The organism is Nocardioides scoriae, assembly GCF_900104965.1.
Taxonomy (GTDB): Bacteria; Actinomycetota; Actinomycetes; order Propionibacteriales; family Nocardioidaceae; genus Marmoricola; species Marmoricola scoriae.
In genome coordinates this window covers 799,340-822,360 of the sequence record NZ_LT629757.1, presented here as the reverse complement: position 1 = coordinate 822,360, position 23,021 = coordinate 799,340, and the positions used below count along the sequence as shown (strand labels likewise).

General features: G+C 72.7%; 21 protein-coding genes. 7 read left to right on the top strand and 14 right to left on the bottom strand.

The features are described from left to right. Positions 1-44: 44 nt before the first annotated feature. Genes tal through pgl form a run of 5 tightly spaced genes read left to right on the top strand, consistent with a single transcriptional unit; the run spans position 45 to position 6,013 of the window. Positions 45-1,148 (top strand): transaldolase, encoded by a 1,104-nt coding sequence (tal, locus tag BLU55_RS03950; RefSeq protein ID WP_091726351.1) that lies wholly within the window; start codon positions 45-47, stop codon positions 1,146-1,148. Next, positions 1,145-2,824, top strand: coding sequence for a glucose-6-phosphate isomerase (pgi, locus tag BLU55_RS03945; protein ID WP_091726349.1), 1,680 nt, complete (start codon positions 1,145-1,147; stop codon positions 2,822-2,824). The genes tal and pgi overlap by 4 nt, the downstream gene beginning before the upstream one ends. Continuing rightward, entirely contained in the window at positions 2,821-4,392 is a 1,572-nt protein-coding gene (gene zwf, locus BLU55_RS03940; RefSeq protein ID WP_091726346.1) for a glucose-6-phosphate dehydrogenase, read from the top strand. Before pgi ends, zwf begins: the two co-directional genes overlap by 4 nt. Continuing rightward, positions 4,389-5,294 (top strand): glucose-6-phosphate dehydrogenase assembly protein OpcA, encoded by a 906-nt coding sequence (locus tag BLU55_RS03935; protein ID WP_091726344.1) that lies wholly within the window; start codon positions 4,389-4,391, stop codon positions 5,292-5,294. Before zwf ends, BLU55_RS03935 begins: the two co-directional genes overlap by 4 nt. Next, positions 5,294-6,013: a 6-phosphogluconolactonase gene (gene pgl, locus BLU55_RS03930; protein WP_091726341.1), complete on the top strand. Its 720-nt coding sequence runs from the start codon at positions 5,294-5,296 to the stop codon at positions 6,011-6,013. Before BLU55_RS03935 ends, pgl begins: the two co-directional genes overlap by 1 nt. A 152-nt stretch (positions 6,014-6,165) precedes the next feature. On the opposite strand, the gene BLU55_RS03925 is transcribed toward pgl, so the two are convergent. The 10 genes from BLU55_RS03925 to uvrC all read right to left on the bottom strand — a co-directional run bounded on the left by BLU55_RS03925 (position 6,166) and on the right by uvrC (position 16,036). Then, on the bottom strand, positions 6,166-7,146 hold the full coding sequence (locus BLU55_RS03925; RefSeq protein WP_157682721.1) for a type IV toxin-antitoxin system AbiEi family antitoxin domain-containing protein: 981 nt from the start codon (positions 7,144-7,146) through the stop codon (positions 6,166-6,168). 265 nt (positions 7,147-7,411) lie between these two features. Next, a complete protein-coding gene (locus BLU55_RS03920; RefSeq protein ID WP_091726336.1) occupies positions 7,412-7,771 on the bottom strand; it encodes an RNA polymerase-binding protein RbpA in 360 nt (119 codons plus the stop codon). Positions 7,772-7,798: 27 nt separating this feature from the next. Beyond that, positions 7,799-8,035, bottom strand: a complete 237-nt coding sequence (gene secG, locus BLU55_RS03915) for a preprotein translocase subunit SecG (protein ID WP_091726333.1) — start codon at positions 8,033-8,035, stop codon at positions 7,799-7,801. A gap of 31 nt (positions 8,036-8,066) precedes the next feature. After that, positions 8,067-8,879, bottom strand: coding sequence for a triose-phosphate isomerase (gene tpiA, locus BLU55_RS03910; RefSeq protein WP_091726331.1), 813 nt, complete (start codon positions 8,877-8,879; stop codon positions 8,067-8,069). Further along, entirely contained in the window at positions 8,879-10,069 is a 1,191-nt protein-coding gene (locus BLU55_RS03905; protein ID WP_091726328.1) for a phosphoglycerate kinase, read from the bottom strand. Before BLU55_RS03905 ends, tpiA begins: the two co-directional genes overlap by 1 nt. Next, positions 10,069-11,064 (bottom strand): type I glyceraldehyde-3-phosphate dehydrogenase, encoded by a 996-nt coding sequence (gene gap, locus BLU55_RS03900; RefSeq protein WP_091726324.1) that lies wholly within the window; start codon positions 11,062-11,064, stop codon positions 10,069-10,071. Before gap ends, BLU55_RS03905 begins: the two co-directional genes overlap by 1 nt. Positions 11,065-11,214: 150 nt before the next feature. Beyond that, positions 11,215-12,201 (bottom strand): DNA-binding protein WhiA, encoded by a 987-nt coding sequence (gene whiA, locus BLU55_RS03895; RefSeq protein WP_091726321.1) that lies wholly within the window; start codon positions 12,199-12,201, stop codon positions 11,215-11,217. Positions 12,202-12,210: 9 nt separating this feature from the next. Beyond that, complete coding sequence (locus BLU55_RS03890) at positions 12,211-13,152, bottom strand: gluconeogenesis factor YvcK family protein (protein ID WP_197681083.1); 942 nt, start codon at positions 13,150-13,152, stop codon at positions 12,211-12,213. A gap of 2 nt (positions 13,153-13,154) precedes the next feature. Beyond that, positions 13,155-14,063, bottom strand: coding sequence for an RNase adapter RapZ (gene rapZ / locus BLU55_RS03885; protein ID WP_091726316.1), 909 nt, complete (start codon positions 14,061-14,063; stop codon positions 13,155-13,157). Next, positions 14,063-16,036 (bottom strand): excinuclease ABC subunit UvrC, encoded by a 1,974-nt coding sequence (uvrC, locus tag BLU55_RS03880; protein ID WP_091726313.1) that lies wholly within the window; start codon positions 16,034-16,036, stop codon positions 14,063-14,065. The genes rapZ and uvrC overlap by 1 nt, the downstream gene beginning before the upstream one ends. Positions 16,037-16,131: 95 nt before the next feature. Between uvrC and BLU55_RS03875 the strand changes: the two genes are divergently transcribed. Continuing rightward, on the top strand, positions 16,132-16,554 hold the full coding sequence (locus tag BLU55_RS03875; protein ID WP_091726310.1) for a universal stress protein: 423 nt from the start codon (positions 16,132-16,134) through the stop codon (positions 16,552-16,554). A gap of 12 nt (positions 16,555-16,566) precedes the next feature. Here the strand turns inward: BLU55_RS03875 and BLU55_RS03870 are convergent, their stop codons facing one another. Together BLU55_RS03870 and uvrA are read right to left on the bottom strand one after the other, a co-directional pair. Further along, a complete protein-coding gene (locus BLU55_RS03870; protein ID WP_091726307.1) occupies positions 16,567-17,055 on the bottom strand; it encodes a Rieske (2Fe-2S) protein in 489 nt (162 codons plus the stop codon). 74 nt (positions 17,056-17,129) lie between these two features. Beyond that, positions 17,130-19,994 carry an excinuclease ABC subunit UvrA gene (gene uvrA / locus BLU55_RS03865; RefSeq protein WP_091726305.1) on the bottom strand — a complete coding sequence of 955 codons (2,865 nt, stop codon included), beginning with the start codon at positions 19,992-19,994 and terminating at the stop codon, positions 17,130-17,132. 196 nt (positions 19,995-20,190) lie between these two features. Between uvrA and BLU55_RS03860 the strand changes: the two genes are divergently transcribed. Further along, positions 20,191-20,886, top strand: coding sequence for an MBL fold metallo-hydrolase (locus tag BLU55_RS03860; RefSeq protein ID WP_091726302.1), 696 nt, complete (start codon positions 20,191-20,193; stop codon positions 20,884-20,886). 19 nt (positions 20,887-20,905) lie between these two features. On the opposite strand, the gene BLU55_RS03855 is transcribed toward BLU55_RS03860, so the two are convergent. Continuing rightward, positions 20,906-21,613 (bottom strand): DUF6885 family protein, encoded by a 708-nt coding sequence (locus BLU55_RS03855; RefSeq protein WP_157682720.1) that lies wholly within the window; start codon positions 21,611-21,613, stop codon positions 20,906-20,908. Beyond that, positions 21,601-22,986, bottom strand: a complete 1,386-nt coding sequence (locus tag BLU55_RS03850) for a type I glutamate--ammonia ligase (RefSeq protein WP_091726297.1) — start codon at positions 22,984-22,986, stop codon at positions 21,601-21,603. Before BLU55_RS03850 ends, BLU55_RS03855 begins: the two co-directional genes overlap by 13 nt. Positions 22,987-23,021: the final 35 nt, after the last annotated feature.

Below are 23,021 nucleotides of genomic sequence, written 5' to 3'. Positions count from 1 at the left end.
AGACAACCACCGGTCCCCCAGGGGCCAGTTCCGGGGAGGAACACATGACCGACCACTTGCAGGACCTGTCCAACGCCGGAGTCTCCATCTGGCTCGACGACCTCTCGCGCGAGCTCATCGAGGAGGGCGAGCTCCAGCGCCTCATCGACGAGGACCACGTCGTGGGCGTCACCACCAACCCCTCGATCTTCGCCTCGGCGCTGGCCAAGGGCGAGAAGTACAACGAGCAGGTGCGCGAGCTCGCCGCCCAGGGCGCCGACGTCGACGCCACCGTCTTCGCCCTCACCACCACCGACGTGCGGCGCGCCTGCGACGTCCTCAAGCCCGTCTTCGAGGCCACCAACGGCGTCGACGGCCGCGTGTCCATCGAGGTCTCGCCGCTGCTGGCCCACGACCGCGACGCCACCTTCGCCTCGGCCAAGGAGCTCGCGGCCGAGGTCGGCCGCGACAACGTGCTCATCAAGATCCCGGCGACCACCGAGGGCGGCCCGGCCATCTCCGACACCCTGGGCGAGGGCATCAGCGTCAACGTGACCCTGATCTTCGGTCTCGAGCGCTACCGGTCGGTCATGGAGGCCTACGTCACCGGCCTCGAGAAGGCCCAGGCCAACGGCCACGACCTGTCCAAGATCGAGTCGGTCGCGAGCTTCTTCGTCTCGCGCGTCGACACCGAGATCGACAACCGCATCGAGAAGTCGGGCGCCGACACCTCGCTCAAGGGCAAGGCCGGCGTGGCCAACGCACGCCTGGCCTACCAGGCCTTCGAGGAGTTCTTCACCGGCGAGCGCTGGGAGGCCCTCGAGGCCGCCGGCGCCCGCAAGCAGCGCCCGCTGTGGGCCTCGACCGGCGTCAAGGACCCCACCCTCCCCGACACGATGTACGTCGTGGAGCTGTGCGTCGAGAACACCGTCAACACCATGCCGGGCAAGACCCTGGAAGCCACCAAGGACCACGGCGAGATCCTCGGCGACCGGGTGCGCCCGAACTACGCCGACGCGCGCCAGGTCATGGACGCGCTGGCCGCCGCCGGCGTCGACTACGACGACGTGATCGCCACCGTCGAGCGCGAGGGCGTGGAGAAGTTCGAGTCCGCCTGGGGCGACCTGCTCAAGACGGTCCAGGGCCAGCTCGACGCTGCGGCCCGATGAGCGCAGCCCAGGACGGTCGCGGGGCCGGCGCCCCCGTCGACCCCACCACCACGCCGTCCTGGGCTCGGCTCCAGGCACGTGCGGACGGGTTCGCCCCCGACCTGCGCGCCTGGTTCGCCGACGACCCCGACCGCGTCGATCGCCTCACCTTCACGGCCGGTGACCTCCACGTCGACCTCTCCAAGGCGCTCCTCGACGAGGACCTGGTGGAGACGCTGCTGGCCCTGGCCGGCGAGGTCGGGCTCGAGGAGCGGCGCTCGGCGATGTTCGCCGGCGAGCACATCAACGTCACCGAGGACCGGGCGGTGCTCCACACCGCGCTGCGGCTGCCGGCCGGGGCATCGCTCGAGGTCGACGGCACCGACGTGGTGCCCGCCGTCCACGAGGTGCTGCAGCGGGTCTACGCCTTCGCCGAGAAGGTCCGCAGCGGCGAGTGGACCGGCGTCACGGGCGAGCGCATCCGCACGGTCGTCAACATCGGGATCGGGGGCTCCGACCTCGGCCCGGTGATGGCCTACGAGGCGCTCGCGGCGTACCGCCAGGAGGGGCTGGAGTGCCGCTTCATCAGCAACATCGACCCCACCGACGCGGCCACCACCCTCGCCGGGCTCGACCCGGCCTCGACGCTGTTCATCGTCTCCAGCAAGACCTTCGGGACGCTCGAGACGCTGACGAACGCCCGGCTGTGCAAGGCCTGGCTGCTCGACGGCCTGGGTGACGCGGCCGGCGACGACGCCGTGGCGAAGCACTTCGTCGCGGTCTCGACCGCGCTCGACAAGGTCGCCGACTTCGGCATCGACCCCGACAACGCCTTCGGGTTCTGGGACTGGGTCGGCGGGCGCTACTCGCTCGACTCGGCCATCGGCACCTCGCTGGTGCTGGCCGTGGGGCCGGAGCGGTTCGCGGAGTTCCTCGACGGCTTCCACACCCTCGACGAGCACTTCCGGACCACCGACCTGGCGCACAACGTGCCGGCGCTGATGGGCCTGCTCAACGTCTGGTACACCAACTTCCTCGGCGCCGAGAGCCACGCGGTGCTGCCGTACTCCCAGCTGCTGCACCGCTTCCCGGCGTACCTCCAGCAGCTGACGATGGAGTCCAACGGCAAGGGCGTGCGGTGGGACGGCAGCCCGGTCTCCACCGAGACCGGCGAGATCTTCTGGGGCGAGCCCGGCACCAACGGCCAGCACGCGTTCTACCAGCTGATCCACCAGGGCACCCGGCTCGTGCCCGCCGACTTCATCGCCTTCGCCGAGCCCAGCTACCCGCTGGCCGACGGCGAGGTCGACGTCCACGAGCTGTTCCTGGCCAACTTCCTGGCCCAGACCCGCGCGCTGGCGTTCGGCAAGACCGCCGACGAGGTGCGGGCCGAGGGCACGGCCGAGGCGATCGTCCCGGCCCGGGTCTTCACCGGCAACCGGCCGACCGCCTCGATCATGGCTCCCGCGCTGACCCCGTCGGTGCTGGGCCAGCTGGTCGCGCTCTACGAGCACGTGACCTTCACGCAGGGCGTGGTCTGGGGCATCGACTCCTTCGACCAGTGGGGCGTGGAGCTCGGCAAGCAGCTGGCGCAGCAGGTCGGTCCGGCCATCGACGGCGACCCCGCCGCGCTGGAGGAGCAGGACGCCTCGACCCGGGCGCTCATCGCCTACTACCGAGAGCACCGGAGCCGGTGACGGTCGCCGGCACCACGGCGGGGGGCACGCCCGCCCCGGTCAACCCGTTGCGCGACCCGGCCGACCGGCGGCTGCCCCGCATCGCCGGGCCCTGCGGCCTGGTGCTGTTCGGCGTCACGGGCGACCTCGCCCGCAAGAAGGTGATGCCGGCGATCTACGACCTGGCCAACCGCGGGCTGCTGCCGCCGGGGTTCAGCCTCGTCGGCTACGCCCGGCGCGACTGGGCCGACCAGGACTTCGCCCAGATCGTGCACGACTCGGTGCGGGCCCACGCCCGCACGGAGTTCCGCGAGGAGGTCTGGAAGCAGCTGGCCGAGGGGTTCCGCTTCGTGCAGGGCGACTTCGGCGACGACGTGCAGTTCGACGCCCTGCGACGCACCATCGAGGAGCTCGACGTCTCGCGCGGCACCGGCGGCAACCACGCCTTCTACCTCTCGATCCCGCCCAAGTTCTTCGGCGACGTCATCGGCCAGCTCCAGGAGCACGGCCTGACCGACGGCGGCGACGGCTCGTGGCGCCGCGTGGTCGTGGAGAAGCCCTTCGGGCACGACCTGGAGTCGGCCCGCGAGCTCAACGCGGTCATCAACGACGTCTTCCCGCCCGAGTCGGTCTTCCGCATCGACCACTACCTGGGCAAGGAGACGGTCCAGAACATCCTGGCGATGCGCTTCGCCAACAACCTGTTCGAGCCGATCTGGAACAGCCACTACGTCGACCACGTCCAGATCACCATGGCCGAGGACATCGGCATCGGTGGCCGGGCGGGCTACTACGACGGCATCGGCGCCGCGCGCGACGTCATCCAGAACCACCTGCTGCAGCTGCTCGCGCTGGTCGCGATGGAGGAGCCGCTGTCCTTCGACGCCGCCAACCTGCGTGCCGAGAAGGAGAAGGTGCTCTCCTCGGTGGTGCTGCCGCGCCGCCTCGACCTCCACACCGCCCGGGGCCAGTACGCCGCGGGCTGGGCCGGCGGCGAGAAGGTGATCGGCTACCTCGACGAGGACGACATCGACGCCTCCTCGACGACCGAGACCTTCGCCGCCATCCGGGTCGACGTCGAGACGCGCCGCTGGGCCGGGGTGCCGTTCTACCTGCGCCACGGCAAGCGGCTGGGACGACGCGTCACCGAGATCGCGGTCGTGCTCAAGCGCGCGCCCCACCTGCCGTTCACCGAGACCGCCACCGAGGACCTGACCCAGAACGCCATCGTCTTCCGGATCCAGCCCGACGAGGGCGCGACCATCAGGTTCGGCTCCAAGGTCCCCGGCGGCGCGATGGAGATCCGCGACGTCAACATGGACTTCGCCTACGGCGGCTCCTTCACCGAGTCCAGCCCCGAGGCCTACGAGCGGCTCATCCTCGACGTGCTGCTCGGCGACCCGCCGCTGTTCCCGCAGAACGCCGAGGTCGAGCTCAGCTGGAAGATCCTCGACCCCGTGATCGCGCACTGGGCCCGGCAGGACGCCGGCTCGAGCGACGGCATCGACCAGTACGCCCCCGGCCAGTGGGGACCCGCGTCTGCCGACGCCATGCTTTCCCGCGACGGCCGCGCCTGGAGGCGACCATGAGAGAGCTCACCGGGACCAGCTCGGCCGGGATCGCCGCCGCCCTGGTGGAGGCGCGCAAGAGCGCCGGCTCCCCCGCGATGGGCATGGTCATGACGCTGGTCGTGGTGGTCGACGAGGAGCACGCCGCCCAGGCCATGGAGTGCGCCCGCGAGGCGTCCCACGAGCACCCCGCCCGGGTGCTGGGCGTGATCCTGGGCGACGGCCGTGGCCACGGCCGGGTCGACGCCCAGGTCGGCACCGGCGCCGGGTGGAGCGGCGAGACCGCGCTGATCCGGCTCCACGGCGAGGTCGTCAAGCACCCCGAGTCCGTCGTGCTCCCGCTGCTGCTGCCCGACTCCCCCGTCGCCGTGTGGTGGCCGGTCGACGCCCCCCGCGACCCGGCGGCCGACCCGCTCGGCGGGCTGGCCCAGCGCCGGGTCACCGACGCGGCCGCGGCCACCAGGGCGCGCACCAAGGCCATCCACGTCCAGTGCGCGGCGTACGCCAAGGGCAACACGGACCTCGCCTGGACCCGCCTCACGCCGTGGCGGGCGCTGCTGGCCGCCGCGCTCGACCAGCACCCCTCGAAGGTCTCCGCCGCCTCGGTGACCGCGGAGAAGGTGAGCCCCAGCGCCGACCTGCTCGTCGCGTGGCTGGCCGAGTGCCTCCACGTCGACGTGGCCCGCCACACCTCCGAGGGCCCCGGACTGACCGAGGTCACCATGACGACGGCCGAGGGCGAGATCAGCATCACCCGCCCGGACGGCCTGCTCGCGAGCTTCCGCTCCCCCGGGCAGCCGGACCGGCCGGTGGCGCTGAAGCGCCGCACGGTCCCCGAGCTGCTGGCCGAGGAGCTGCGGCGGCTCGACGAGGACGACATCTACGCCGCGGTCGCGCGGCGCCTGACGAAGCTGGAGCAGTGATGGTCGACATCGTGCGGTACCCCGACGCCCCCGGTCTGGCCTCGGCCGTCGCCGAGGCCCTCGTGACCCGGCTGGCCGAGGTGCAGGCCGAGGGTCGTGTGCCCTCGGTCGCGCTCACCGGCGGCACCATCGCCGACGAGATCTACCGCGCGGTCGCCGCCCTCGACTCCTCGGCCGTGGACTGGACCCGCGTCGACTTCTGGTGGGGCGACGAGCGCTACGTGGCGGCCGACTCCTCCGACCGCAACGACAAGGGCGTCGGGCGCGACCTGCTCGACGTGGTCGGCGTCGACGCGCTCCGCGTGCACGCCATGCCGGCCGCCGACGAGGCCCACCCCGACCTCGACGCGGCCGCGGCGGCGTACGAGCAGGCGGTGCGGGAGCACGGCGGCGGCGAGTTCGACCTCGTGCTGCTCGGCCTGGGACCCGACGGCCACGTGGCCTCGCTCTTCCCCGATCACCCCCAGCTCGACGTCGACGACGCCATCGCCCTCGGCGTCACCGACTCCCCCAAGCCGCCGCCGGAGCGGATCACCCTCACCTTCGCGGCCCTCAACCGCACCCGCGCCGTGTGGTTCCTGGTCTCCGGCGCGGGCAAGGCCGACGCCGTCGCCCGCGCCCTGGCCGACGAGGGCTCGGTCCACGAGACCCCCGCCCGCGGCATCACCGCCGAGCCCCGCACCTGGTGGCTCGACGAGGACGCCGCCAGCGCCCTGTAGCCGCCGACCGGGCGATTGTCGTACGCCGCGGAGCGCCGACCGGGCGATCGCGGTACGCCGGGCAACGCCGACCGGGCATTCGTCGTACGGCGGGGAACGCCGACCGGGCATTCGTCGTACGGCGGGGAACGCCGACCGGGCGATCGTCGTACCTAGGCTGCGCCCGGCGTCCCCGGGGACCACCGGCTGAGCGCGCGACGCGCCCGCGCGTGACCCTCCTGGAGCCGCGGGATCGGGTCGGCGCGCGGGCCGTAGAGGTCGTCCTTGGTGAACACCTCGACGGTCCAGCCACGCTCCTCGGCGAGCCAGGCCCGGCGGTCCGCGTCGTGGCGGCGGTCGGCGTCGGTCGTGTGGAACTCGTCCCCGTCGTACTCCGCGGCGTACCACGACGGCGGGTCGGCGAGGTCGAGCGCGAACCAGGACCCGTGGTCCCGTGGCACCACCAGCTGCGGCTCGGGCGTCGGCAGGAGGGCGTCGTACCACCAGAGGCGGAGGGCGGACTCGGCCGGCGACTGCGAACGGCCGTCCGCGAGCGGCGTGAGCACGCGCAGCTGCCGGACGCCGCGGAAGCCCCGGAACCGTCCGAGGTCGCCCAGCACGGCCTCGCGGGACAGCCCCGCACGCAGGAAGCCGTCGAGCGCCGCCAGCGCGTCGAACCGCCAGAGCAAACGGCCCAGGTCGAGCGCGGTCCTGAGCGGCGAGGTGACCCGGAGGCCGTGGACGACCTGCACGTCCCGCTCGAGCAGGGCGCGCCGGTGGCCGTCGGCCTCGGGTCGCCGGACTCGCGTGTCCTCGGTGCTGACCACCTGGACCGGCGGCGGGACGCTGAGCGCCGAACGCGGCAGGATGGCCACCCCGTGGAGCCAGGCGGCCGTCCGGTCGCTGACCACGGCGTGGGGCGGCACGACGAGACCCAGGGCGGCGGCGCGCAGCCGGACGTCGTCGGGCGCCTGCGCCGCGGCGTACACACCGTGGAGGACGCGGCGCACCAGCCCGGCTCGCGCCAGGGCGTCGAAGCCGCGCCGCGACACGCCCAGCCCGAGGGCGTCGTCGCGGGTGAAGGGAGCATCGAGCGGCAGTGGGCTGCGGGAGCCCAGCAGGCTGCCGGCGTCGTCGAGCCAGTCCGGGTGCATGGCCACAGCGTCCTGGCGGACGGCGTATCCCGCACCTCGCCGTCCACAGCCGTACGACGATCGCCCGCTCGGCGCTTCAGCGCGTACGACGATCGCCCGCTCGGCGCTTCAGCGCGTGCCGCGATCGCCCGCTCGGCGCCTCAGCGCGTGCCGCGATCGCCCGCTCGGCGCCTCAGCGCGTGCCGCAATCGCCCGCTCGGCGCACCTGGGCGGGCTGCCATCGCCCGCTCGGGGAACCAGCGCGAACGCGCGCCCGTTCGCCGGGTCAGAAGATGACGTCGCCGGACTTGCGGCGCTGCCGCAGGGTGGACAGCGCCTCGTTGAGGATGTCCTTGGCCTCGGCGTCGGAGCGGCGCTCCTTCACGTAGGCCAGGTGGGTCTTGTAGGGCTCGATCTTGGGCGCCGGGGGCGGGTTGGCCGAGTCCATGCTGGCGGGCAGACCGCAGCGGGGGCAGTCCCACGACTCGGGGACCACGGCCTCCATCGCGAAGGCGATCGGCGTGCGGTGCTCGTGGGAGCAGAAGTAGGTGACGTTCTGTCGCGGGGCGGCCTCGCCGCGCTCCGCCTCCCCCATGGGGCCGGAGCCGATCCGGCTGCCCCGGATGGCGCTGCCTCCACCTGCCACGCTGGACTCCTTCGAGATCGTTGAGGGTCAGTTGCCGGTCTTGAGCAGCAGCCCGAGACCGACGACGCACGAGAACCACACCAGCAGCAGACCGATGGTGATGCGGTCGAGGTTGCGCTCGGCGACCGACGAGCCGCCCAGACCGCTGGACATGCCGCCGCCGAACATGTCGGAGAGCCCACCGCCGCGCCCCTTGTGGAGGAGCACCAGCAGGATCAGCAGCAAGCTCGAGATGACGAGCAAGACCTCGAAGACGATAACCACGCGGTGGACTTTAGCCGATGAGGCGCGCTGCTCAGAGCACTGGCATGTCGTAGAAGCGGCAGATGCCGCCGAACTCGTCCACCTGCAGGCTGGCACCGCCCACCAGAGCGCCGTCGATGTCGGGCTTCTGCATGATCCCGGCGACGTTGGCGGCCTTGACCGACCCCCCGTAGAGCACGCGTACGCCGGCCGCCGCCTCCTCGCCGTGGGTCTCGGCCAGGCGGGCGCGGATCGCCCCGCAGACCTCCTGGGCGTCCTCGGGCGTGGCGACCTCGCCGGTGCCGATGGCCCACACGGGCTCGTACGCGACCACCAGGCCGGCCACCTGCTCCGGGGTGAACCCGGCCAGGGAGCCGTCGACCTGGGCGAGCGTGTGCTCGACCTGGCGACCCTCGCGACGCACGTCGAGACCCTCGCCGACGCACACGAGGGGGGTGATGCCGGCCGCGTGGGCGGCGTGCGCCTTGGCGCTGACCAGGGCGTCGTCCTCCCCGTGGTGCTGGCGCCGCTCGGAGTGCCCGACGAGGGCGTAGGAGCAGCCCAGCTTGGCCAGCATCGAGGCCGAGACCTCACCGGTGTAGGCGCCCGACTCGTGCGCCGAGACGTCCTGGGCGCCGTAGCGGATCTGCAGCCGGTCGCCGTCGACCAGGGTCTGCACGCTGCGGATGTCGGTGAACGGCGGGATCACCGCCACCTCGACGGCCGCGTGGTCGTGCTTCTTGTCCGACAGCGTCCAGGACAGCTTCTGCACCAGGACGACGGCCTCCTGGTGGTTGAGGTTCATCTTCCAGTTGCCCGCCATCAGGGGCGTGCGGCCGGAGGTGCTCGTCTTCTTGGTGGCCATCAGTCCTCCAGGACGGTGATGCCGGGCAGGTCCTTGCCCTCGAGGTACTCCAGGCTGGCGCCGCCGCCGGTGGAGATGTGACCGAACGCCTGCTCGTCGAACCCGAGGCGCCGCACGGCCGCGGCGGAGTCGCCCCCGCCGACCACGGACAGCCCGTCGACCTCGGTGAGCGCCTGGGCGACCGCGCGGGTGCCGGCGGCGAAGGCGTCGAACTCGAAGACGCCCATGGGGCCGTTCCAGAAGACCGTCGTCGCGCCGGCGATGTGGCGGGCGAAGGCGGCCGCCGAGTCGGGCCCGATGTCGAGCCCGATCTGGTCGGCCGGGATCTGGTCGACCGGCACGGTCGTCGCGGGGGCGTCGGCCTTGAACTCCGGGGCCACCACGACGTCGGTCGGCAGCACGATCTCGACGCCGCTGGCCTCCGACCGCTCCAGGTAGTCCCGGCAGGTGGCGACCTGGTCCTGCTCCAGCAGGCTCTGGCCGACCTCGTGGCCCTGGGCGGCGAGGAAGGTGAAGACCATCCCGCCCCCCACGAGCAGGGTGTCGGCCTTGTCGAGCAGGTTGTCGATCACGGCGAGCTTGTCGCTGACCTTGGAGCCGCCGAGGACGACCACGTAGGGCCGCTGCGGGTCCCGGGTGAGCCGCTGGAGGACCTCGATCTCGGTCGCGACCAGCGCACCCATGGCGTGCGGGAGCCGCTGCGCGACGTCGTACACGCTGGCCTGCTTGCGGTGCACGACCCCGAACCCGTCGCTGACGAACGCGTCGGCCAGCGAGGCCAGCGCGTCAGCGAGCTCGCCGCGCTCGGCGTCGTCCTTGCTCGTCTCCCCCGCGTTGAAGCGGACGTTCTCCAGCACCGCGACCTCGCCGTCCTGGAGCGCGTCGACAACGGCCCGGGCGGAGTCACCGACCGTGTCGGTCGCGAAGGCGACCTCGGTGCCGAGCAGCTCGCCGAGGCGGGCCGCCACCGGCCGCAGGGAGTACGCCGCGTCGGGCGCCCCCTTGGGCCGGCCGAGGTGGGCCGTGACGACGACCCTGGCCCCGGCCCGGCTCAGCTCGCGGATGGTCGGGACGCTCGCCCGGATCCGGCCGTCGTCGGTGATCTGGTCACCGTCGAGCGGCACGTTGAGGTCGGAGCGGACCAGGACCCGCTTGCCGGCGACGTCGCCGAGGGAGGAGTACTCCCCCATCAGAGGCTGGCACCGACGTGGGTGATGAGGTCGGCGAGGCGGTTGGAGTAGCCCCACTCGTTGTCGTACCAGCCGAGCACCTTGACCTGGTTGCCGATGACCTTGGTGAGCGGCGCGTCGAAGATGCACGACGCCGGGTCGGTGACGATGTCGGTCGAGACCAGCGGGTCGGTGGAGTACTTCAGGTAGCGACCGTCGGCCGCCTTCTGGATCGCGGCGTTGACCTCCTCGACGGAGGTCTCGCGTCCGGCCTCGAAGGTGAGGTCGGTGGCCGAGCCGGTCGGGACCGGGACGCGCATGGCGTAGCCGTCGAGCTTGCCCTTGAGCTCGGGCAGGACCAGGCCGATCGCCTTGGCCGCACCGGTCGAGGTGGGAACCATGTTGAGCGCGGCCGCGCGGGCGCGGCGGGGGTCCTTGTGGATGTTGTCCTGCAGGTTCTGGTCGGCCGTGTAGGCGTGGATCGTCGTCATCAGGCCCTTGACGATCGTGAACTCGTCGTGGAGCGCCTTCGCCATGGGGGCCAGGCAGTTGGTGGTGCACGACGCGTTGGAGATGACGGTGTGCTGCGCCGGGTCGTAGAGCTCGTGGTTGACGCCCATCACGATGGTGATGTCCTCGTTGGAGGCGGGCGCCGAGATGATGACCTTCTTGGCGCCGGCGTCCACGTGGGCCTTGGCCTTGGTGGCGTCGGTGAAGAAGCCGGTCGACTCCACGACGACGTCGACGCCGAGCTCGCCCCAGCTGAGGTTGGCCGGGTCGCGCTCGGCGGACACGGCGATGAGCTGGTCGCCCACCTTGATGGAGCTCGCGTCGGCGCTGACCTCGGCGTCGAGACGCCCGAGGATCGAGTCGAACTTGAGCAGGTGCGCGAGCGAGGTGTTGTCGGTCAGGTCGTTGACGCCGACGATCTCGATGTCGGCACCCGAGGCGCGCACGGCGCGGAAGAAGTTGCGGCCGATGCGGCCGAAGCCGTTGATGCCTACGCGAACAGTCACGGGATCCACTCCTGGAGAGGCTGGGGATTGCTGGGGCACTTGGCGGTACCGCAGCGACCCTATCGGGGTCGCGAGGACGCGGGAACACTCGTCCGGCGTACCTGCTGGTAACCCGTGACGGGGCCTGCGCGACGGGGTGGAGCGGGAGGCCTAGGCCTCCTCGGCCAGCATCTCCGGGGTCAGCGACGACTCCGTGTCGGGTACGCCGAGCTCCTCGGCCTTCTTGTCCGCCATGGCCAGCAGGCGGCGGATCCGGCCCGCGATGGCGTCCTTGGTCAGCACCGGGTCGCTCAGCTGGCCGAGCTCCTCGAGCGAGGCCTGCTTGTGCTCCAGGCGCAGCTGCCCGGCCTGGGCCAGGTGGTCGGGGATGTCCTCGCCCAGGATCTCCAGGGCCCGCTCGACGCGCGCGCCGGCGGCGACCGCGGCCCGGGCCGAGCGGCGCAGGTTGGCGTCGTCGAAGTTGGCCAGCCGGTTGGCGGTGGCCCGCACCTCGCGCCGCATCCGACGCTCCTCCCAGGCGAGCAGCGACTCGTGGGCGCCGAGCCGGGTCAGCAGCTGGCCGATGGCGTCGCCGTCGCGGATCACCACGCGGTCCACGCCGCGGACCTCGCGGGCCTTGGCGGCGATGCCGAGGCGACGGGCCGCGCCCACCAGGGCCAGCGCGGCCTCGGGACCGGGGCAGGTCACCTCGAGCGAGCTCGAGCGGCCGGGCTCGGTGAGCGAGCCGTGGGCCAGGAAGGCCCCGCGCCAGGCGGCGACGGCGTCGCAGCCGGCGCCGTTGACCACGACGGGCGGCAGGCCGCGGACCGGGCGGTTGCGGTTGTCGATGAGGCCGGCCTGGCGGGCCAGGGACTCGCCGTCGCGGGCGACCCGGACGATGTAGCGCGAGCCACGTCGGATGCCGGCGCCCTTGAGCAGCACGACCTCGGGCTGGTGGCCGAAGACCTCGGCGATGTCGCGGCGCACGCGACGGGCGGCCGCCCCGGTGTCGAGCTCGACCTCGACGACGATGCCGCCGTTGACGAGGTGCAGGGCGTCGGCGAAGCGGAGCATGGACGACACCTCGGCCTTGCGGCAGCAGGTCTTGGTGACTGTCGTGCTGGCCAGCTCTGCCTTCACCTGTGCCGTCATCGCCATGCGAGCACCTTAGTTCGCGCCCATGACGCGCGCATACGCGGAGGCCAGTTTGTGCGGATCGTGGACTCCGGCGTGGTCGGCGGCGACGTCGGCCACCTCCAGCCGGGCGCCCAGCGCGCCGGCCGCCGCGCCGAGCCGGTCGGCATCGGTGACGGCCGAGGGGTCGACGAGCACGGTGTGGACCCGCAGCTGCGGCGCGTGGCGCCGCAGCACCTCGAGGTGGTCGGCGAGGTCGTAGCCCCGGGTCTCGTCGGCGTGCGGCTCGAGGTTGGTGGCCACCACCACCTGCGCACTAGTGCGGCACAGCGCCTCGCGCAGCTCGGGCACGAGCAGGTGCGGGATCACGCTGGAGTACCACGACCCCGGCCCGAGGACGACGACGTCGGCATCGGCGATCGCGCTCAGCGCCTCCGGGCAGGCCGCGGCGTCGGCGGGGTCCAGGCTCACGCCCAGCACCTCGCCCGGGGCGGTCGCGACCTCGACCTGGCCGCGCACGGTCGAGACCGACCCGTCGGGATCGCGCACCTCGGCGGTGATGTCGAGCGGGGTCAGCGCCATCGGCAGCACCCGGCCGCGGGCGCCCAGCAGCCCCGCCACCCAGTCGAGGCCGTCGACGTGGTCGTCGAGCTGCTGCCACAGGGTGAGGATCAGCAGGTTGCCCAGGGAGTGCCCCGAGAGCTCTCCGGCCGAGTCGAAGCGGTGCTGCAGCACCCGCGCCCAGGTCTGGCCCCAGCGGTCGTCACCGCACAGCGCGGCCAGCGCCATCCGGAGGTCGCCCGGGGGCAGCACCCCGAACTCCTCGCGCAGGCGGCCCGACGAGCCGCCGTTGTCGGCGACGGTCACCACGGCCGTGAGGTCGGTGGTGAGCTGGCGCAGCGCGGTCAGCGACGCCGCCAGGCCGTGCCCGCCCCCGAGCGCGACGACGGCGGGCTCGGTCGACCAGCGACCCACGCCTACTCCCGCCCCAGGTCGCGGTGCACGGCGTCGGCCTCGAGACCGAGGTCGCGGAGCCGGCTGGCGATCTCCTCCGACATCGCGACGCTGCGGTGCTTGCCGCCGGTGCAGCCGATCGCCACAGTCATGAACCGCTTGCCCTCGCGCAGGTAGCCCGCGCCCACGGTCTGGATCACCGGCACGTAGCGCTCCAGGAACTCCTGGGCGTCGCCCCGGTCCTTGACGTAGCGGGCGACCGCCTCGTCCTGCCCGGTGAGCGGCCGCAGCTCGGGCACCCAGAACGGGTTGGGGATGAAGCGCATGTCGGCGAGCAGGTCGGCGTCGACGGGCACGCCGTACTTGAAGCCGAAGCTGAGGGTGGTGATGCGCAGGCCGACGGTCTCGGGGGTGCCGAACGAGCGGGCCACGCGGTGCTTGAGCTGGTGCAGGTTGAGGGGCGTGGTGTCGATGACGAGGTCGGCCTCGCTGCGCAGGTCCGCCATCACCCGGCGCTCGGTCGCGATGCCCTCGAGGAGCCGGCCGCTGCCCTGCAGCGGGTGGGGCCGCCGCGCGGCCTCCTGCCGGCGCACCAGGATGTCGTCGGAGGCCTCGAGGAACAGCAGCGTGGTGCGGCGCGTGGGGAAGTCCTCGGCCAGCTGCGCGCGCAGGCCGTCGAAGAACACCCCGCCGCGGACGTCGACCACGACCGCCACCGGGTGGTCGATGCCGCGCTTGTCGTCGACCAGGCGCACCACGTCGCCCACCAGCTCGGGCGGCAGGTTGTCGACGACGAAGAAGCCGAGGTCCTCGAGCTCCTTGGCGGCCGTGCTGCGTCCCGCACCGGTCATGCCGGTGACGACCACCAGCTCGCCCTGCGGGTGGTCCTGCTGGGCCCGCTCGTGGACGGGGTCGTGCTGCGGCTCCGTCATCACCCCTCCTCGATCTCGCCCGTCGCGGTGTTGACGCCGACCGAGCCGGGCCGGTTGGCCACGGCCTCGCTGATGGCCGTCGCCGTGCGGGTCCCGATGCCGGGCACCTCGGCGATCTGCTCGATCGTCGCAGCCCGCAGCTTCTTCAGCGAGCCGAAGTGCTTGATCAGCGTGCGCCGGCGCACCTCCCCGAGGCCGGGCACGTCGTCGAGCAGGCTCTCCACCATCGTCTTGGAGCGGCGCGAGCGGTGGTGGTTGATCGCGAAGCGGTGGGCCTCGTCGCGGATCCGCTGGAGCAGGTAGAGGCCCTCGCTGGAGCGCGGCAGGATGACCGGGTCCTCCTCGCCGGGCACCCAGACCTCCTCGAGCCGCTTGGCCAGGCCGCACAGCGGCACGTCGTCGATGCCGAGCTCGTCGAGGGCGCGACGGGCCGCCGCGACCTGGGGCGGGCCGCCGTCGACGACCACGAGGCCGGGCGTGTAGGCGAACTTGCGCGGTCGTCCGGTGTCGGGGTCGATCAGCATCGGGCCCGCCTCCGGGTCCACCTCGCCGCTGCCCAGGTCACCGTGCTCGATGCGCTCGTCGAGCAGCCGGCGGAAGCGCCGGGTGATCACCTCGTGCATGGACGCGACGTCGTTCTGGCCGTCGACCCCGCGGATCACGAACCGGCGGTACTCGCTCTTGCGGGCCAGCCCGTCCTCGAAGACGACCATCGAGGCCACCACCTCGGTGCCCTGCAGGTTGGAGATGTCGTAGCACTCGATGCGCAGCGGCGCCGACGGCAGGTCGAGCGCCTCCTGAATCTCCTCGAGGGCCTGGTTGCGCACCGTGAGGTCGCTGGCGCGCTTGGTCTTGTGCAGCACCAGGGACTGCTGGGCGTTCTTGGCCACCGTCTCCTGCAGGGTGCGCTTGTCGCCGCGCTGCGGGACCCGGATGCCCACCTTGGAGCCGCGGCTCTCGCTGAGCAGCTGCTCGAAGACGTCGGTGTCGTCGGGCAGGGCCGGCACCAGCACCTCGCGCGGGATGGCGTCGCCGTCCTCGCCGGCGTAGAGCTGCAGCAGGAACTCCCCCACCAGCCCGGCCGTGTCGAGGTCGTCGACGCGGTCGGCGACCCAGCCGCGCTGGCCGCGGATGCGGCCCGAGCGCACGTGGAAGATCTGCACCGCGACCTCGAGGGGGTCCTCGGCCAGGGCGATCACGTCGGCGTCGGTGCCGTCGCCGAAGACCACGGCCTGCTTCTCCAGGGCCCGGGTCAGGGCACCCAGGTCGTCGCGCAGCCGCGCGGCGCGCTCGTAGTCCTGCTCCTGCGACGCGGCGTACATCTGCTGCTCGACCCGCTTGACGAAGGCGTCGGTCCGGCCGCCCATGAAGTCGGCGAAGTCCTCCGCGATGCCGCGGTGCTCCTCGGCGTCGACGCGACCGACGCACGGGGCGGCGCACTTGTCGATGTAGCCCAGCAGGCACGGGCGACCGATCTGCTGGGAGCGCTTGAACACGCCGTTGCTGCACGAGCGCATCGGGAACACCCGCAGCAGCAGGTCGACCGTCTCGCGGATCGCCCAGGCGTGGCCGTAGGGGCCGAAGTAGCGCACGCCCTTGCGCTTGGCCCCACGTCCGACCATGACGCGGGGGAACTCCTCGTCCATGGTGATGGCGAGCCAGGGGTAGGACTTGTCGTCGCGGTACTTGACGTTGAAGCGCGGGTCGAACTCCTTGATCCAGGAGTACTCCAGCTGCAGGGCCTCGACCTCGGTGCCGACCACCGTCCACTCCACCGACGCCGCGGTGGTGACCATCGTCGCGGTGCGGGGGTGCAGGTGGGCGAGGTCCTGGAAGTAGGACGAGAGGCGCGGCCGCAGCGACTTGGCCTTGCCGACGTAGACGACCCGGCCGTCCTTGTCGCGGAAGCGGTAGACCCCCGGCTGCGTCGGGATCGACCCCGGTCGGGGTCGGTAGGTCGACGGGTCTGCCACACCGCAACCCTACGAGGGCCGACCGACAGCCCCGACCGCGGCCGGGCCCGGATCCGTGCTCCGCCTCGGGCGCCGGACCCGCGTAGGCTGGGGCCGTGCCCGAGAACTCCAGCGCCCCCGTCCAGACCGTCGTCGTCGGCTACCTGCCCTCCCCCGAGGGGCTGGCCGCCCTGGCCCACGCCGAGCAGTGGGCGACCTCCTTCGGTGCCCGTCTCGTCGTGGTCAACACCGGCAAGAACGGCGACTACTCCCACCCGAGCTTCGCGCCCGCGCAGGAGATGGACGCCATCGACGTGCAGCTGAGCGAGAAGGGCCTGAGCCACGTCGTCGAGCAGCCCACCGACGGCCAGCCGCCGGCCGAGGCGATCCTCGACGCCGTCACGCGTCACTCCGCCGACCTGCTGGTGATCGGCGTGCGCCGCCGCTCCCCCGTCGGCAAGATCCTGACCGGCAGCACGGCGCAGCAGCTGCTGCTCGACGCGCCGTGCCCCGTGCTCGCGGTCAAGTCCGACGCCTGAGGCGCTGCGGCGTCAGGTGACGCTGATGTCCTGGCCGTCGACCTTCACGGTCAGCGCGGACAGCGGCTGCTCGGCCGGTCCGTTGACCACCGAGCCGTCGGTGATCGAGAACTTGCTGCCGTGGCACTCGCAGTCGATGTCCTCGCCCTCGATCTTGGAGACCAGGCACTTCTGGTGGGGGCAGACGGCCGAGAAGGCCTTGAACTCGCTCTCGGTCGGCTGGGTCACGACGATCTTCTCGGCGGCCAGGATGACGCCGCCGCCGACGGGGACGTCCGAGGTGGTGGTCACCGGCCCCGACGACGTCGTGCTCGTGCCCGAGCCGGAGCCCGACGCCTCGTCGTCCGACCCGCACGCCGCGACGAGGGGCACGCCGACCCCCAGGCCGAGCGCGCCGCCGACCAGGGCCCGCCGCGAGGTGGTGCGACGGCGGGGTCCGGACGCCTGCGTAGCGGCGGTCGGGGACGCAGAGCGGGACGGGGTCGGGTCGCTGGGTGCCATCGGGTCCTCCTGAGCGGTGGGTCGGCCTGGCTGACAACCTACGGAGGCGCCCAAGCCTGCGCGCCCGGACCCGGTCAGGCCCGCTCGAGCAGCGGCTTGAGGTACTCGCCGGTGAAGCTGTCGGCGTTGGCCGCCACCTGCTCGGGCGTGCCGAGGGCCACGACGGTGCCACCGCGGTTGCCGCCGGCCGGACCCATGTCGACGATCCAGTCGGCGGTCTTGATGACGTCGAGGTTGTGCTCGATCACCAGCACCGTGTTGCCCTTGTCGACGAGGCTGGAGAGCACCCCGAGCAGCTTGCGGATGTCCTCGAAGTGCAGGCCGGTGGTGGGCTCGTCGAGGACGTAGACCGTGCTGCCGGTGTTGCGCTTCTGCAGCTCGCTGGCCAGCTTGACGCGCTGGGCCTCGCCGCCCGAGAGCGTGGTCGCGGGCTGCCCGAGCCGGACGTAGCCCAGGCCCACCTCGACGAGCGTGGTCAGGTGGCGCGAGATCGCGGGGATCGCCGCGAAGAAGTCCACGGCCTCCTCGATCGGCATGTCCAGGACGTCGGCCACGGTCTTGCCCTTGTAGTGCACCTCGAGCGTCTCGCGGTTGTAGCGGGCGCCGTGGCAGACCTCGCACGGCACGTAGACGTCGGGCAGGAAGTTCATCTCGATCTTGAGCGTCCCGTCACCGGAGCACGCCTCGCAGCGGCCGCCCTTGACGTTGAAGGAGAAGCGGCCCTGCTGGTAGCCCCGCATCTTGGCCTCGGGCGTGGAGGCGAAGAGCTTGCGCACGTGGTCCCAGACGCCGGTGTAGGTCGCCGGGTTGGAGCGCGGCGTGCGCCCGATCGGCGACTGGTCGACGTGGATCACCTTGTCGACCTGGTCGATGCCGGTGATCTTGCGGTGCCGTCCCGGCACCGTGCGGGCGTTGTAGATGTGCTTGGCGAGCGAGGTGTAGAGGATGTCGTTGACCAGCGTGGACTTGCCCGAGCCCGAGACGCCCGTGACCGCGACGAAGCAGCCCAGCGGGAAGGCGACGTCGACGTTCTTGAGGTTGTTCTCGCGGGCGCCGTGGACCTTGAGCTCGCGGCCCTTCGTCGGCGGGCGCCGCACGCCAGGCACCGGGATCGACTTGCGGCCGGAGAGGTAGAGCCCGGTCTCGGAGTCGCGGTGCTCCAGCAGGCCCTGGACCGTGCCGGAGTGGACGACCTGGCCGCCGTGCTCGCCGGCGCCGGGCCCGATGTCGACGACCCAGTCGGCCACCTTGATGGTGTCCTCGTCGTGCTCGACCACGATCAGGGTGTTGCCGAGGTTCTTCAGGCGGACCAGGGTCTCGATGAGCCGCTGGTTGTCGCGCTGGTGCAGGCCGATGCTCGGCTCGTCCAGGACGTAGAGGACGCCGACGAGGCCGGCGCCGATCTGGGTGGCCAGCCGGATCCGCTGGGCCTCGCCCCCGGAGAGGGTGGCCGAGGGCCGGTCCAACGAGAGGTAGTCGAGGCCGACGTCGAGGAGGAAGCGCAGCCGCTCCTGGATCTCCTTGAGCACCTGCTCGGCGATCTGGCGCTCGCGCGGGGTGAGCTCGAGCGCACCCAGCCACTCGGCGGCCTCGTTGAGCGGCATCGCGCAGACCTCGGCGATGTTGCGACCGCCGTCGCCCCGGTCGCCGCCCAGGGTGACCGAGGTGATGACGGGCTTGAGGCGGGTGCCCTGGCAGGCCGGGCAGTCGACCTCGCGCATGAAGCCCTCGAAGCGCTCGCGGCTGGTGTCGCTCTCGGCCTCGCGGTGGCGGCGCTCGATGTAGGGCCGCACGCCCTCGAAGGCGGTGAAGTAGGAGCGCTGGCGGCCGTAGCGGTTGGTGTGGCGCACGTGCACCTTGGTGCTGTGGCCCTCCAGGATCGCCTTGCGACCCTTGGCGGGGAGCTTCTCCCACGGGGTGTTGAGGTCGAAGCCGAGCTCGTCGCCCAGGGCGCCGAGCAGCCGCGTGAAGTAGTCGGCGACGTGGGCGCCCGACCAGGGCGCGATCACGCCCTCGCCGAGGGTCCCGCCCGGGTCGGAGACCACCAGCTCCGGGTCGACCTCCATGCGGGTGCCGAGGCCGTGGCACTCGGGGCAGGCGCCGAACGGCGAGTTGAAGGAGAACGAGCGGGGCTCGAGCTCGTCGGTCTCGATGTCGTGCTCGTTGGGGCACGACATCTTCTCCGAGAACCGCAGCTCCTTGCGGGGGTCGGCGTCGTCGAGGTCGACGAGGTCGAACAGCACCAGGCCCGAGGCCAGGTTGAGCGCCGTCTCGACGGAGTCGGTCAGCCGGCGCTTGCTCGACTCCTTGGCCGAGAGCCGGTCGACGACGACCTCGATGGTGTGCTTCTTCTGCTTCTCCAGCGTCGGCGGCTCGGCCAGTTGGATGGTCTCGCCGTTGACGCGGGCGCGGCTGAAGCCCTGCGACTGCAGGCTGCGGAAGAGCTCGAGGTACTCGCCCTTGCGACCCCTGATCACCGGCGCCAGCACCTGGAAGCGGGTGCCCTCCTCGAGCTGGAGGACCCGGTCGACGATCTGCTGCGGCGTCTGCCGCTCGATGGGCGCACCGCAGGTGGGGCAGTGGGGCCGGCCCGCGCGGGCGTAGAGCAGCCGGAGGTAGTCGTAGACCTCGGTGATGGTGCCGACCGTCGAGCGCGGGTTCTTCGAGGTGGACTTCTGGTCGATCGAGACCGCGGGGCTCAGGCCCTCGATGAAGTCGACGTCGGGCTTGTCCATCTGGCCCAGGAACTGGCGGGCGTACGCCGAGAGCGACTCGACGTAGCGGCGCTGCCCCTCCGCGAAGATGGTGTCGAACGCGAGGCTCGACTTGCCCGACCCGGACAGCCCCGTGAACACGATGAGGGAGTCCCGGGGGAGGTCGAGGGACACGTCCTTCAGGTTGTGCTCCCGGGCACCCCGGATGACCAGCTGATCAGCCACGAACTGGACCTCTGCTCGACTCGACGACGGCTCTGTTGGTGCGTGCTTGGCGAGCTGGAAGCTTCGAACACGTGTTCGCGATCCTATCCGAGCCGGCCAACCACGGCACCTCGACGTACCCCGAGCACGCTACGTCGCACCACCGACAGCCCGCCGCGCTCCCCCCGGGGCCGGCCGGGCCGCCTAGGGTGAGGCCATGGCGAGCAGCATCGGCGACAGCGGTCCCTACACCGGCGAGGTCTCCCCCGGCGGCGCCCCGGACACCCGGGAGCTGGCCGGGCTGGTGGTGACGAAGCTGGCGGTCGACCCGAAGATGTCCAACAACTGCTACCTGCTGCGCTGCCGCGCGACCGACGAGCAGGTGCTCGTCGACGCCGCGGCCGAGCCGCAGCGCCTGCTCGAGCTGGTCGGGGCCTCCGGGCTGTCCAAGGTGGTCACCACCCACCAGCACTGGGACCACCACCGGGCGCTGGCCGACGTCGTGGCCGCCACCGGCGCCGTCACGGTCGCGGGCGAGGCGGACAGCGACGCCGTGACCGAGCAGACCGGCGTCGTGGTCGACGACCGGGTGCGCCACGGCGACACGATCGAGTTCGGCGAGGTGCGGCTCGAGGTGATCCACCTCGTCGGCCACACTCCGGGCTCCATCGCCCTGGTGTACGACGACCCGCAGGGCACGCCCCACCTGTTCACCGGCGACAGCCTCTTCCCGGGCGGGGTCGGCAACACCTTCGGCGACGCCGACGCCTTCCGCACCCTGGTGGACGAGGTCTCGACCAAGGTGTTCGACCGGCTGCCCGACGAGACCTGGTTCTACCCCGGCCACGGCAACGACTCGACGCTCGGCGCCGAGCGGCCCCACGTCGCGGAGTGGCGCGAGCGCGGCTGGTAGCCGCGCCTCGCGCGACGCGTCAGGTGGTCCAGGAGCCGGTCGACAGCCCGGCCCGCGCCACCCGGTCTCGCACGTCGTCGGCGTCGTCGGGGTCGACCAGGACCAGCAGGCCCCGGCCCGGGGCGGCCGCGAGGCCGGCCCCGAGTGCCGCGACCTCCACCACCCGGCAGCCCGGCGGCCGCCCGGGGGCGCCGAGCTCGGCGTAGGTGTCGGCGACCCCGACCCGCTCCCCCGTGGCCGTGGCGGCGTGCAGCACCACGAAGTGCCCGACGTCCCAGCCGGCCCCGGGCTCGAGGGCACCGGTGCGGACGTTGGCCACCACGCCGACGTCGGGTCCGCCCAGCAGCGACGCCAGCAGCGACGCCCACGCGGCGGCGTGCGTGCCCGCCCCGGGGACGGAGACCACCTCGACGTCGGTGAGGGCCGACACCGCCCGCGCCACCCCGGCCGCGTCGGTGCCGCTGGTCCCCACCGAGGGCGCCTCGGGCAGGACGTCCCACCCGTCGCGCCGCCAGGGGGCCCCCTCCGGCCGCCACGCCGCGACGTCGTGGGGCCAGACACGGGTGCCCGCCGCCCGCGCCAGCTCGGTCACGCCCGGCGGGTCCGGTCGCACGCCGTGCAGCGCGACGTGGGCGGCGAAGGGGCCGCACAGCTGGTCGGGCTGCGGCAGCACCACGGCGTGGCGGGCCAGCACCCGGTCCGCGCCGGGCAGGCTCAGTAGATCCATCGCAGCGACGCCAGCACGTCGGCCGGCGCCCGGTCGGCCGCCCACGCGGCGTCGGCGTCGCGGCAGGCGACGAACGCGCCGAGCAGGTCCTCCCCCAGCACCTCGCGGACCAGGTCGCTGCCCAGCAGGTGGGCGCGCTGCTCCTCGTGGGTGGTCGCGAGCGCCACGATGCCGGCCTCGGCCCGGCGCTCGTCGTCCCAGCCGCCGACGTCCTCCTGCACCGGCTCCGGCGGCACCAGGCCCTCCTCGACCCCGGCCAGGCCGGCGGCGATCGTCACCGCGAGCGCGAGGTAGGGGTTGGCCGAGGCGTCGCAGGCCTTGAGCTCGACGTTGGTGTGCTCGGGGCCGAGCAGCCGGGAGGACGGCACCAGCCGCACCGCGGCCTCGCGGTTCTCCACCCCCCAGAAGCCGAAGGCGCCGGCCCAGTAGTGCGGCCGCCGGCGCAGCAGCGAGCCGGTGCTCGGTGCGGTGACGGCGACCACCCCGGGCAGCTCGCGCAGCAGGCCGGCGACGTAGCCGCGGCCGACCGCGGACAGGCCGTGCTCGTCGTCGCCGGTCAGGGCGTTGCGGCCGTCGCGCACCAGCGAGGTGTGCAGGTGCCAGCCGTTGCCGGCGACCTCCTCCGAGGGCAGCGGCGCCAGGCTGGCGCGCAGGCCCAGGCTGCGGGCGGCGTCGTGGACGGTCTGGCGCACCAGCACCTGCGCGTCGGCGGCGGCCAGCGGGTCGAGGGCCGACAGCGCGAGCTCGAGCTGGGCGCCGCCGTACTCCGCGTGGACCTGGCCGACGTCGACGCCGTTGGCCTCGAGGTCGGACAGCAGCCGCGTCACCAGCTCGCCGACGTCGCGGACGGCGTTGGCGCTGTACGCCGGGCCGCGGTGGGCCGGCACGAGCGCGCCGGTCGGGTCCTCGCGGGAGACGAGCAGCTCGACCTCGAAGCCGGCCCGCACCTCGAAGCCGGCGGCCGCCGCCCGCGCCACCTGCCGCTCGAGGACGGTGCGCTGGCAGTAGGGCCAGGGGTCGCCGTCGGCGGTCAGCTGGCGGCCGTGGGCCCAGGCCAGCCCGGGCTGGCCGGCCATCGGCACCACGTCGTCGAGCGCGTCGACGACCGGCACCAGGCGGACGTCGCCGGACGGCGTCGAGAGGCCCTCGTGGGCGAAGGTGATGCCGTCGTGGCTGTCGAATACCGCGAACACGGCCGTCACGCCGACGCCGCGGTGCAGCGCGCCGGCCAGGTCGCCGACGGGGACCACCCGCGACCGGACCACTCCGTTGTTGTCGACCCACCCCACCTGCACGCCGTGCACGCCCCGCTCGCGCAGGTGCCGCTCGAGCTCGGCGGGGTCGACGGGGGAACGCGTGGTGACGTCAGCCATGTCGAGACGGTAGCGGGCCCGGGTGGGGCATCATG